The organism is Fibrobacter sp., from assembly GCF_017545445.1.
Classification (GTDB): domain Bacteria; phylum Fibrobacterota; class Fibrobacteria; order Fibrobacterales; family Fibrobacteraceae; genus Fibrobacter.
Genome location: NZ_JAFWOM010000159.1, coordinates 1 through 12,585 on the forward strand (window position 1 = coordinate 1; position 12,585 = coordinate 12,585).

Genomic DNA, 12,585 nt, shown 5'->3' on the forward strand with positions numbered 1-12,585 from the left:
CCCGGACTTGTTCCGGGACGCTCCAGGATGACAGAATGACGGCACTTCAAGATGGCTCTTGGAGAATTCCCGCAGCATGCCAAAATTCATACAAAACCTCCATAAAAACCTAACAAACAAAGCCTACAATATATAAAATAGAAAAATGTTGTTATAAAAAACAAAAAAATGACTGGATCCCCTACGCTTCGCTCCGAGGATGACGGCCATTGCATAAACAACAGACCCCGGCATACTTCGGCTCTGCTCACTTCGGCAAAAAGCTCAGTGCAGGCAGCAAAGGCTTTGGCCGGGGTGACAAGGCGTTCGCTGTCATGCCGGCCTCTGTGCCGGCATCGGTGTTTATCGCAAAAAAATGACTGGATCCCCTACGCTTCGCTCCGAGGATGACGGCCATTGCATAAACAACAGGCCCCGGCATGCTTCGGCTCTGCTCACTTCGGCAAAAAGCTCAGTGCAGGCAGCAAAGGCTTTGGCCGGGGGGCACTGCTAAATTAAAGTTCCATGAATGTTTTGAGGTCGTCCATGCGGCGCTTGGCGTATTCAAAACCCATGTTGTAGGTTTCGTCAAGCTCGTTACGGTCCGTCGCAAACAAATCGCAAACTTCACGTTCCGGGCGGAAAATCATGAGATTTCCCTTTTTCTCGAGCTTTTCCATTTCGGCAAACATCTTCTCGTAACGCTTGTAACGCAACATCAAAGCCCTGAAGAAATCCGGGTACTTCCGCTTGAACATCGGATTCAAAATCATGCGGTACTTGCGGAAGTCCGTCACGATTTCGCCGGGATAATGCGTCGAGACGACAACCACCTTGTCGCAACCCTTTTCAAACGCACGCTGGTAGGGAATCGGAGATGTCACGCAGCCGTCCGCATAATGTTTGCCGTCAATCTGCACCATCGGGAAAAGCATCGGGAGCGCACTGCTCGCGTTTACGATATCAAGCAAACGCTTTTCGCTCATGTACTCCTGGAAAAATTCCGAACGCCCCGTTTCCAAGCATGTGAGCCCGAATTCGCATTCCACACCCGAACCGAAGAACAGATGGAAATCGAAAGGCATATCGCCATACGCAGCGTCATAATGCAAGGCGTAGCATTCTTTCTGGATACCGTCAAAAATGCGGTGAGCCTTATCCTTACCCTGCTGAATTTTTCTCGGTTGGATTATGTAACGGAAGCGCCCGCGCTGCCGCGTGATGAAGTTCATCGCCGCATGGCATCCGGCACTGACACCGCAAAAATACGAGAAGTCAATATTCTCGTCGAGCCAAGCGTCCAACACGCCTGCCGAAAAAATGGTCTGACGCGACCCACCTTCTAGAGCCAAGCCTATTTTCATTACTTGTTCTCCTCGGGAATAATTTCTTCAGGAGTTTCTGCAGTAACCGGCAAAATCGCCCCCATCTGCCCCAAAGCACGCTGCTTGAGTTCCCAAACCTTCTGGCGGAAATACTCGCTGCGCTCAGCAAGATGCTTAGACGAGGGAATCCCCTTCACGCGTTCAATCTTTTCGGGTTCATCCACCACAATCTGCGTGCGGTGCCCAAACTTGTAAATACCATCAATGCCAAGGGAAAGGACAGGAAAACCCGTGCTACGAGCGAGAAACGCAAAACCGGTCTTGAATTCGTTCAGGAGACCGTCATAGCGGCACTTGCCTTCGGGGAAAATAATCACGGAATTGCCCTTTTCAAGTTCCTTCTTCGCAAGGAGCGCCCATTCGGTGTCCAAATTAAAACGGTCGCAAGGAATGACGTTCTTGAAACGCTTCAAAGCCCAGCTGAAATGCGGGTCTTCAATTTGGTCCTTGGCAACAACGATACTCCTGTTATGGAAAAACAAGGCCTGCACCATCAAGGGATCAAGCATACTCGTATGGTTTGCAATAATCACCATCGGTTGTTTTAGGCTCGTTGATTTGACCGATTCCCCTAAAAACGTCATTTTAGGGCGATAAATCACCAACAAGTAAGTACGCACCCCGTAAACAACCAGGAGGAGCACCAACTTCCAGAACAAATCGACAAAAAATTGTTTCGTTTTTTCAATCATCAACTATGTATAATGGCGATCCCGGCATAAGGCCGGGATGACAATAAAGGATAATTAATTACTTCCCAAGGCTTTCCTTGGGAATGCTCGTAAACGTGAGGGAGCCCTTCGCATGGACATTGCCGTTCACCTTGACAACACAGTCAAAACCGACGATAACCCCGCCGCCCTTCGTCTTGTTGACGGAAATTTCGAGCTGGTCGCCAGGAATCACCGGCTTCACGAACTTGAAACCGTCAATCTTCAAAAGAACGTACAAGTTCTTTTCGAGGTCTTCGGCAGGCTTTTCAATCACAAGCGAGCAGAGCTGAGCGCAAGCTTCACAAATGAGGACACCCGGCATAATCGGGGTGCCCGGGAAGTGTCCCATGAAGTACGGTTCGTTCACGGAAACGTTCTTGATGCCCATCGCAGATTCGTTCGGAACGAGTTCCGTGACCTTTTCGATCATCTGGAACGGCGGACGCTGGGCAATCTTTTCGCTGATCTGGTAAATGTTCATCATAGAGAAAGACCTCCATCCAGAACAATGACCTGGCCCGTCACGTAGGCGAACTGGTCAGAAGCAAGAGCGGAGACGACGTTGGCCACTTCGTCAGCCGTTGCAAATCGCTTGAGCGGCACCTTTTCGAGGTAGCCCTTGCGGGTTTCTTCCGGGATGGCTTCGATCATTTCAGTTGCGACAAAGCCCGGAGCGACAGCGTTCACGCGGATGCCATAGCCGCCGAGTTCCTTCGCAAGCGTCTGCGTAAAGGAGTTCACAGCGCCCTTCGTCGCACTATAGACGGCCTGTCCAGCGAGAGCAAACTTGGAAGAAACAGAAGACATGTTGATGATAACGCCAGACTTCTGCTTGTACATCTTGACAGCGACTTGCTGAGCGCAGTAGAAGTAGCCCTTCACGTTCAAGTCAAAGCACTTGTCGAGCGTGTCCGGGTTCATCATGAGGAGGTATTCGTCACGGACGATACCGGCATTGTTCACGAGAACGTCGATGCGGCCATAAGCCTTGAAAACATCGCGGACCATCTGCTTGACTTCGGCAAGCACGGCTACGTTAGCCTTGTAAATCATGCCGTCGCCACCTTCAGACTTAATTTGGTCCAAAGTCTGCTGGGCAGCAGCATCAGAGCTGGAGTAGTTTACGACGACCGTGTAGCCGTCACGAGCGAGACGCAAAGCACAAGCTTTGCCAATCCCTTTAGAAGAACCAGTAACGATTGCAACTTTCATTATAAATTCTCCTCTAACAAATTTATTTTCCGAGTACTACGGCACTGTAAGAACCGCCCGTAGCAAAGGAAGTCACCAAAATTTTCTTGAAGCCAGCCGTTGCGACCTTTTTCTTGGAAACGCTACCGTCATTTGCGACAAAGTAGGCGTTTTCTTCGGCAAGTTCGCCACCGAGCATGAGAGCGGCATCGGCTGCGGCAAGCGTTGCCGTAGCGGCACGGCCTTCACCCACGCGTTCCTTCACCTGGAAGAGCGGGAGGTTTGCGAGCTTGTCGCCAAATACGCGTGCGTACGCAGCCTTTTCAATATCGTCCAAAGTCTTGAAGCCGTTCGCAAAACCGCAGATGGCATCAATTTCGTCAATGCTGACACCGGCATCGTTGAGAGCATCCTTGATAGCGATATCAAGAGCTTCGCCGGAACCGATAATGTGACCAAACTTCACGTTCTTGCGGCCATTGCCGTAACCGAGCGCGTAGCAATAAACTTTCGCACCACGGGCTTTTGCATAATCTTCCGTTTCCAAGATAACAGAAACAGAACCTTCACCCACAACAAAGCCCTTAGAATCCGAATAAGGTTCTACAACCTTGTCCGCAGCGACGTTCATCTTCTGGCAGAGTTCTGTAATGATGGGCAAGTTTTCGTCCGTACCCGTCGCCATCATAGCGTCTTCCTGACCGTCATGGATAACGTTCATGGAGTAGCCGATGCTATCGAGGCCAGAAAGCGGACCCGTCGTGATCGTCACGCCGTAACCCTTGATACCGGAGAGAATAGAGAGGTATCCGCCAGCAGCGTTATAGACGGTATGCGGGAACTTGAAAGCACTGCCGCCAGCATTGCCTTCTTCGGTAATGAGTTCCTGGAAATCGTAAGTTGCCCCGAGACCACCTTCGCTTGTACCCACGATGATACCAATCTGCTTGGCGTTGTCTTCGGTGACTGTAAAATTCGCATCCTTGAGGGCGCGCATGCCGGACACCGTCTGGAGCTGTCCCAGATTGTCGAGCTTGCGGTAGAACGCCATCTTGATGCCTAATTCCTTGTAATCGTCATTCGTAACAGTCGCATGCACGGAAGCGGATTCCGGGAGCTTGCCGTTCTTGACGGATTCAAGGTAAACTTCTTTGCTGTTGCCGATCGGGCTTACGATACCGATACCGGTGACAGCGATTTTCTTGTCCTTCGCAACTTGGCTCTGCACATCGCCCGGCTTCTTGCTGAACACAATGCTTGCGTTCGTGCCGCCGAAAGCGACGTTGTTGCTCATGACGCATTCGAGTTCCTTACTACGTGGAGTATTTTGCACGTAATCCATTGCCCCGACCTTCGCCTTGAGGGCTTCGGAATCTTCGGCAGTGTAATGGAGAGTCGGCAAAACAGTATTCGTCGTAAGTGCCTTTATACTAAATACAGCTTCGATAGCGCCTGCAGCACCGAGGCAGTGACCGGTCATCACCTTCGTCGAACTGACACTCAAGGTCGGGTTTTCTTCACCGAAGAACTTGAGGAAGGCGTTGATTTCAGCATTGTCGTTCTTGCCCGTACCGGTACCGTGAGCATTGAGGTAGCCAATGTCGGATTTCTTGATGCCAGAATTCTTGACGGCACGTTCCATCGCTTCGAGGAGGCAGATGCCATCTTCGCGCGGAGCCGTGATATGGTGGGCATCGCTTGTGACGCCTGCGCCGAGCACTTCGCAATAACGCTTGGCGTTACGCTTTTCGGCGTGTTCCAAGGATTCGACAATCACAACGCCAGCACCTTCGCCCAAAGTAATACCATTGCAGTGGTTGAACGGAGAACATCCGTTTTCATCCAAGGCATGGAGCGAAAGGAATCCGGAATACGGAACAGAAGCGAAAGAGTCAGAGCCACCCGCGATAACGACATCGGCCTTGCCTGCACGGATAAGGTCGCAAGCAAGTGCAATGGAAATCGTACCGGCAGCACAAGCGTTACCCACGTTCGTCACAATGCCGCCCGCATGGCAAGATTCCGCCACTTGGGATGCGATTGCGGCAATGGGCATCTTTGGAATTTCATGGACATCACGAGTGCCACGATGGTATTTCTCAATGCTGAGGACACCACCCACGCAGCTACCGATAATGACGCTTACGCGGCTGCTATCGGCAAAATCGCCAAGGCCAGCATCGTTCAATGCTTCTTTTGCAGCCTTGATGCAGAGCTTGGAGGCGCGGTCTTTTTCGTCCGGAGATTCAATATCGTCCAAAGTATCACAGTTCACTTCGGCAGCCAAGTCCGCATAGCAGTTCTTGGTATCAAGAGAAGTGGTCTTGTGAATACCGGAAACAGAATTCAGGGCGTTTTTCCAGGTTTCTTCAACATTGTTGCCTACGGCACAAATCACGCCAAGGCCCGAAACAACACAACGACGATTATTAGATGTCATAGAAATTCCAAACAATTCTCGGATAAAAAAGAACTTAATTAAGCTTTGTTCTTTTCAATGAAAGCGGCGATGGTATCAATGCTCTGGAAGTTTTCCTTTGCAACACCAGTCATAGAAACGCCAAAATTGTCATCGACGAAGGAGATAATCTCAAGGGAGTCCACGGAGTCCAGACCGATTTCTTCACCAAAAAGCGGCGTATCGTAGTTCAAAACGTCACCATCTACACCGAGATCGGACATAAAGAATGCCTTGAGTTTGCTCTTGATTTCTTCGTTTGCCATGTTATTATATCCTCTTTTGATAAAAATTTAGCACAAAGATAGAAAAATATTCTTTTCAAAACTACCATCTTTAAGAAAAAGATACAAAATGCAAATTTAACGGATAAACAGTAAACGCCACTACACTATATAATATATATGTCTGACAAACAGAAACTCGTATTGTGAACTTTTTTAAAAAGAAAGCATTCTGACACATTAAAATATCATTTCGAGAAACATTATTTACTAAATTTCGGCTCATGATTTCATACGTATTTCCCGGTCAGGGTTCTCAGTTCCCAGGAATGGGCAAAGATTTATTCGAATTGAACGCCGACGTAAAGTCGATGTTCCTCAAGGCAAACGAAATTCTCGGCTTTGACATTACCGACATAATGTTCAATGGCACCGCAGAAGACCTCAAGCAGACAAAAGTCACGCAGCCGGCAGTGTTCCTGCTCTCAGTTGCTATGGCCAAGGTCCAGGGTGGCAAGCCGGATATGGCCGCTGGGCACTCGCTCGGCGAATTTTCCGCACTTACCGCTACAGGCGCTATCACATTTGAAGCGGGCCTCAAGCTCGTCGCCAAGCGTGCCGAAGCCATGCAGAAGGCATGCGAACTCCGCCCGGGTACGATGGCTGCAGTTCTCGGCGGTGCAGACGAACTCGTCGAAGAAGCCTGCGCTCAAGTCAAGGATGCCGTCGTCGTTCCGGCAAACTTCAATAGCCCGGGTCAAGTCGTGATTTCTGGCGAAAAAGCCGGTATCGACCAAGTTGCCACGTATCTCACCGGCAAGGTGAAGCGCGTGCTCCCGTTGCAAGTCGGCGGTGCATTCCACTCTCCGCTCATGGAAAGTGCCCGTGCAGAACTAGCCAAGGCCATCGAAGAAACAGAATTTTCCACTCCTGTTTGCCCCGTCTATCAGAACGTCGATGCGAAACCGCACACGGATCCGAACGAAATCAAGGCAAATATCCTCACCCAGCTCACCTCCCCCGTCCGCTGGACGCAAACCGTCAAGAACATGATTGCAGACGGTGCCACGGAATTCAAGGAACTTGGCCCGGGAGAAGTTCTCACCAACCTTATCAAGCGCATCCAGAAATAAGGACGCTATATAATATACAGGAATTTTATGTGGGATAAATCGTATTTAGAAAAGTTGAGCGAACGCAACGCCAAGGCCCAGGCCGGTGGCGGCGCCGCTCGTGTAGAAAAGCAACATTCCCAGGGCAAGCTCACCGCTCGCGAACGTCTTGAAATCCTTTTTGACAAGGGCACTTTCAAGGAAATCGGAGCCATGCGCCTTTCCCAGAGCATCGAACTCCCGGAATCCAAGCGTATTTACGGTGACGGTGTCGTGACGGGTTACGGCAAGATCAATGGCCGCCCGGTGTATGCATGCTCCCAAGACTTCACGGTGAGCGGCGGTTCTCTCGGTTCCGCACATGCGAAGAAGATTTGCCACGTGATGGACCTCGCCCTCGATTCCATGGTGCCGTTCATCAGCATCAACGATGGCGGTGGAGCTCGTATCGAAGAAGGCGTGAGTTCCCTCGACGGTTACAGTGGCATTTTTGCCCGTAACACTTGGGCCAGCGGCGTGATTCCGCAGATTTCCGTGATTCTCGGACCGTGCGCAGGTGGTGCATGCTACTCTCCGGCGATTACGGACTTTATCTTCATGACCGAAAAGACGAGCCAGATGTTCATCACGGGCCCGGCAGTCGTGAAGGCTGTGACTGCAGAAGTCGTGACCCCCGACCAGCTCGGTGGCGCAGGCGTTCATTCTTCCAAGTCCGGTGTTGCCCACTTTGTCTATAAAGATGACAAGGAATGCCTCGAAGGTGTGCGTAACTTGCTCAAGTACCTTCCGCAGAGCAACACAGACAAATCTGTCGCTCAGGCCGGTACGATTGTCGATAAGTCCGCCGACATCGAAGAAATCATTCCGGACAACTTCAAGCGCGCTTACGATGTTCGCGACGTGCTCAAATGCTTTGCCGACAAGGATTCCTTCCTCGAAATCCAGCCGGAATTTGCAAAGAACGTCGTCATCGGCTTTATCCGCCTTGACGGTAACGTAATTGGCGTTGTCGCTAACCAGCCGAAGTACCTCGCCGGTTCTTTGGACGTGGATGCTAGCGACAAGGCTGCACGCTTTGTCCGCTTCTGCGACAGCTTCAACATTCCTATCCTTACGCTCGAAGACGTTCCGGGTTACATGCCGGGCACGAAGCAGGAACACAACGGCATTATCCGCCACGGTGCAAAGCTTTTGTTCGCTTACGCCGAAGCTACAGTGCCGCGCGTGACGCTCATCCTCCGCAAGGCTTACGGTGGTGCATACATCGCCATGAACAGCAAGAACCTCGGCGCAGACTGCGTGTTCGCCCTCCCGATTGCTCAGATCGCCGTGATGGGTGCCGAAGGCGCTGTTGATATCCTCCGCAGAAAGGAAATCGCCGCTTCTGCTGAACCGGCTAAGCTCCGTGAACAGTACATTGCTCAGTACGAAGAAAAGTACTTGAACCCGTACATCGCCGCCGGCAACGGATTCATCGACGAAGTCATCGAGCCGAAGAGCGTTCGCGACCGCCTTGTTTCTGCATTCGAAAACTTGAAGAACAAGAAGAAGGCGATTCTCTGGAAGAAGCACGGAAATATTCCGCTGTAGCCTTCGGCAGTAGACAGTAGGCAGTAGACAGTGGTTAGTTCATAGCTATTGGCTAATGCATAAAGCAATTGAAATGTCCCGACTCGTAGGAGTCGGGATGTTTTTTATGAAAAAGCTGTGGAAAGCACGATTACGGATTGTAAAAAGGCTTTTTTGCCATTTTGTGCTACCAAATTTCAACTTTTTCGAATTTTAGTAGCACATTTTCTACTTTGTCTTCACTCATTTTAAGTAAAACACGTTATATAGTGCTACCAAACCAGCTTTTTTTAACTTTTAGTAGCACAAATTCTGCAAAAAAATATGATTTCGGCCTATTTTTAGATAATTTATTTGAAATTTATGCTACCAAATCGTATTATATTCTCGATTTGGTAGCACATTTCCCGCATTTTTCACTTTTTCCGCGTTTCCGCGTTTTCGCATTGCCGCGTTTTCGCATTTCGCATTTCCGCGTTGCCATTGCAGGTCAAGTCCTATGCACGCATCAAGCCTTAACGTAGCGTGTTCACGAGCGTGTCGTGCAGCAAGCCGTTGCTAAAAATCACTTGTTCTCCATCGACGAACTGCATGGGCGTTCCGTCGATGTGCGTGGATTTGCCGCCCGCTTCTTCGACGAGGAGCGCAATCGCAGCGATATCCCACGGGTAGCTCATGGTCATCACAAAGCAGTCAATGCGACCGCATGCTGTAAAGCAGCCCTCGATTACCGCAGACCCCAAGCATTTCACGCGTTCGAACGTTTCTGCTTCGCGAGCAAAGTTATGCGAATTCTGCACATTGATTTTCGCAGCATCGCCCACATTGAAATCGCCATTCGAAACAATCGCATGCATCGCATTCGTTTCGCGGCTCACATGAATCGGTTTGCCGTTCATGAACGCCCCCAGTCCTTTTGCGGCAGAGTAAAGTTCGCCAAGCTTTGGCAAGTTCACGACAGCGACAAGCGGCTTGCCTTCAAAATGCAGAGCAATCGAAATTCCCCACAGCGGAATGCCACGGCTAAAGTTCACCGTACCATCGACCGGGTCAATAATCCAGCGGTAACGCGGATCCGAGCCTTCGATAACGCCCGCCTCTTCGGTGCGAATGGAGTGCGTCGGAAAAGCGTTCCGCAACCCCTCGACAATGAGCTTTTCGCTATTGACATCAGCAATTGTCACAACATCCTTCGCGGATTTGTAACGCACATCGCCCAAGTTGTTTTGAAGTTCTAAGCACAGGTCGCCCGCCCGACGGGCAAGGTCTTTTGCAACATTTAAAAATTCATCGGTATTCATTTTTCGTTTGCTTCTTTTCAAATTTTCACTTTTTCAAAGATGACGAATTAATTTATGATTCCTATCACAGCAGCGTTCTGCCATGTTCCATAACGCCTTCGCAATGGATCCTATCGGCTCCAGGGAGCCTCCAGGATGAAAACTTCAATTCATCAAAGTGCAAAAGTCCAAACTCTCTCGCCATCCGTTCCGCATAAAGCCGGGATGACTGTAAAAACCTTTCGTCTTTGTACAAGTACCAAATGCTAGGCTCAGTTATAGGTCTGCGAGCAGCCCTGCAACATTCGCCTTATGCATTTGTCGTCTGTAGGGCGAAGCCCGTTCTCTCGCCTCTAGCCCCTAAAATTCCAACAGTCTACTTCCTACCGCCTACTTCCTACTTACTTCTTGTACGCACAGCATCGGAATCCGATGGTCGGCGATTTGTAGAACGACGACACCTCGCGGTAATAGATTTTCTCGCCAGTAAGGAACACTACTTCTTTTTTCGAAGGCTTATACGTGAGACCATTGGCAAGAGAATCAAGCCAAGATTTACCACCCTTCTTGTATTCCGAATAAAGCGAGTAGTCCGAGCCAACAACCTTGCCGTTAGCATCAACAACATCAAAGAACTGAAGCGTATCCTTGAAATCTTTTTTCGTCAGCATTTCATATAAAGTTCTTGACGTATCAGCGGCATAGACCGTATCGACTTTAGTTCCTTCACGATAAAGATAGACAGTATCTTGCGTATAACCCGGACGCGTGTAATAAGGGAAACTACGGTTAGTGCAATAGGCAATAGATTCACGATCAAGACCATCGAATTTCTTGTAGCTAGCCCCCTTCAACACAGCAACCGTATCGTCGGAACGACCTCTCACCCACTCTTGGTACTGGCCAGGCAAATCCCTCACGCCCATCGGATTCATGCAATTCCGATCACGCTTTACGATATCTGCGGCAATCGACGAATCGCCGGTGCTCACATTGCAGACTCCGAACAAATACGACGACGCTTTCGAGCCGTCCTCTTCGATAACGCCATACGACAACGCCCCATCGGAGAGGCAAACGAGTTCCCAATCGCGTTCTTGGCAAAGAGAAACTTCAAAACCCTCCGCAGTAATAGCCTCGCAAGCGGCCAAAGCTTCGGAATGCAGAACGTTTGTTACAAACTTTCCAGCCCGATCACGATGTTCCAAGCGTTCCATGCAGAACTTCTTGGACTCCTTTGTCGAAACAGCGACAAAACCATCAGGGCATTCTAGTTCAGCGGCAATCGCACCCGGAGAAACAAAGATAGTGTCCACCAGCGCAACAGAATAATACTTGGAACTATCCACAGCTCGAATCCGCAAAATCAACGTATCTCCCGGAGCAACCCAGCGAATTGTATCCGTCACGAAAGTGCCGTCCACTTTATTTTTAAAGCTTCCGTCGTCATCCCTACTGTAACGAATTCCATAGCGGTCATCCCCCCCCATATAAGAATATCTATTCCAAGTTTTTTCTAGTTTATTGTAATATTCAATGATATAATTTGAAACAACTTCATAGCAAGAGCCTTCATTGCAACCACTAGGAATACGAAGAACAGAATCAACCTTAATTCCATGATTAAACTTAAACGGATCCACGCTACGGTTCCAATAAATAACAACCCTGTTATTACTGTCTAGTTTTGTGTATCCAGGGAAAAGCGTATCTTCTTTCGTAAATATTTTCTTCGGCATCAAGGGCGCAATAGAATCTGTCGTATAAACAGTTTGGTAAGCATCGACCGGGGTCTTGGAATCGGCTTCGGAGCCACTGCGATTGCCTACCATATCCCAAGACGAAATCGCAATCGTATATTTAAACTTTTTGCTCGGAGTCTGTGTCCGCAGACCTTCAACGAACAGACGGAATAAGTTTTTATTGATACTCAACGAATCATAACCCTTCCCGTCCATAACCACAAGATGAAGGTAATTTTTATCCTTATTGCCGTGAGCAACTGTATCCACACGGACAACTCTGTTGCTTGAACGGATTCGAGCATGACGCTTATAGTAGCTATTGCCTTTGCGATCAGCTCCATCAGGCGTAATTACTGTAATATCGAGATTGCGAATATCCTCATCCGGGTCCTCGGACCAAAGTTGAATGTTATAGCCATAAATCGCTCCGGAAACAAATCCAGGCGTGTGGAAATCGGTACGATCCGTCGGACGGTACCACTCGAACATTGCCCCAGTGGCCCAGACGGAATCCTTGAGAGGCTCTACAATGGCCGGTGGTTCGGTATCTTTAAACCGCAAGAACACACGCTGCACAGATCCAGGATCCCCCCCATCGTCATACTCACAGACCATCGCGACCTGAAGAATATCGTAGCCCTTTTTCACGAATTCGGTGATTTTATCCGTAAGATCAAGCGTATCAAAGTAATCGCCCGAATTCTTATATTCCTTGAAAAACGAGTTTTCGATACCCTCATGAGCCTTCTTTATCTGCTTGCTGTTTACAGTCAATGTTGTGGAATCCACGACAGTCGTATCAAGCCATATGCACAAACCGGAATAATTGTCCGTCGAAATCGGATAGCGGTAACGGATCTTGAAGCATGCCGTACCTTCGGGAACCCCCGGACTACATTCCTTCAAGACGGAATATTCGGAAATTTCCC

General features: G+C 49.3%; 11 protein-coding genes. 3 read left to right on the top strand and 8 right to left on the bottom strand.

Annotation, left to right across the window (positions count from 1 at the left end; genetic code table 11):
* Window positions 1–209: 209 nt before the first annotated feature.
* The gene (locus IKG78_RS18445) at window positions 210–359 is read left to right on the top strand and encodes a hypothetical protein (protein ID WP_290946225.1); all 150 of its coding nucleotides are present in this window, start codon (window positions 210–212) and stop codon (window positions 357–359) included.
* Between the two features lie 135 nt (window positions 360–494).
* Here IKG78_RS18445 and IKG78_RS18450 read toward each other — a convergent pair whose 3' ends face one another.
* Genes IKG78_RS18450 through IKG78_RS18475 form a run of 6 tightly spaced genes read right to left on the bottom strand, consistent with a single transcriptional unit; the run spans window position 495 to window position 5,992 of the window.
* On the bottom strand, window positions 495–1,343 hold the full coding sequence (locus tag IKG78_RS18450) for a patatin family protein (RefSeq protein ID WP_290946227.1): 849 nt from the start codon (window positions 1,341–1,343) through the stop codon (window positions 495–497).
* Window positions 1,343–2,056, bottom strand: a complete 714-nt coding sequence (locus tag IKG78_RS18455; RefSeq protein ID WP_290946228.1) for a lysophospholipid acyltransferase family protein — start codon at window positions 2,054–2,056, stop codon at window positions 1,343–1,345. Before IKG78_RS18455 ends, IKG78_RS18450 begins: the two co-directional genes overlap by 1 nt.
* Window positions 2,057–2,114: 58 nt before the next feature.
* Window positions 2,115–2,561: a 3-hydroxyacyl-ACP dehydratase FabZ gene (gene fabZ, locus IKG78_RS18460; protein WP_290946230.1), complete on the bottom strand. Its 447-nt coding sequence runs from the start codon at window positions 2,559–2,561 to the stop codon at window positions 2,115–2,117.
* Window positions 2,558–3,289, bottom strand: coding sequence for a glucose 1-dehydrogenase (locus IKG78_RS18465; protein ID WP_290946232.1), 732 nt, complete (start codon window positions 3,287–3,289; stop codon window positions 2,558–2,560). The genes fabZ and IKG78_RS18465 overlap by 4 nt, the downstream gene beginning before the upstream one ends.
* A 22-nt stretch (window positions 3,290–3,311) precedes the next feature.
* Window positions 3,312–5,708, bottom strand: a complete 2,397-nt coding sequence (locus IKG78_RS18470; protein WP_290946234.1) for a beta-ketoacyl-[acyl-carrier-protein] synthase family protein — start codon at window positions 5,706–5,708, stop codon at window positions 3,312–3,314.
* A 38-nt stretch (window positions 5,709–5,746) separates the two neighbouring features.
* Window positions 5,747–5,992, bottom strand: coding sequence for a phosphopantetheine-binding protein (locus IKG78_RS18475; RefSeq protein WP_014544921.1), 246 nt, complete (start codon window positions 5,990–5,992; stop codon window positions 5,747–5,749).
* Window positions 5,993–6,234: 242 nt separating this feature from the next.
* Here IKG78_RS18475 and fabD point away from each other — a divergent pair, with 242 nt between their 5' ends.
* Together fabD and IKG78_RS18485 are read left to right on the top strand one after the other, a co-directional pair.
* Window positions 6,235–7,083: an ACP S-malonyltransferase gene (fabD, locus tag IKG78_RS18480; protein ID WP_290946236.1), complete on the top strand. Its 849-nt coding sequence runs from the start codon at window positions 6,235–6,237 to the stop codon at window positions 7,081–7,083.
* Window positions 7,084–7,110: 27 nt separating this feature from the next.
* Entirely contained in the window at window positions 7,111–8,652 is a 1,542-nt protein-coding gene (locus IKG78_RS18485; protein WP_290946237.1) for an acyl-CoA carboxylase subunit beta, read from the top strand.
* 494 nt (window positions 8,653–9,146) lie between these two features.
* On the opposite strand, the gene IKG78_RS18490 is transcribed toward IKG78_RS18485, so the two are convergent.
* Together IKG78_RS18490 and IKG78_RS18495 are read right to left on the bottom strand one after the other, a co-directional pair.
* Window positions 9,147–9,932 (bottom strand): inositol monophosphatase family protein, encoded by a 786-nt coding sequence (locus IKG78_RS18490; protein WP_290946239.1) that lies wholly within the window; start codon window positions 9,930–9,932, stop codon window positions 9,147–9,149.
* A gap of 380 nt (window positions 9,933–10,312) precedes the next feature.
* Window positions 10,313–12,585: hypothetical protein (locus tag IKG78_RS18495; RefSeq protein ID WP_290946241.1), on the bottom strand; the 2,273-nt coding region annotated here is incomplete at its 5' end.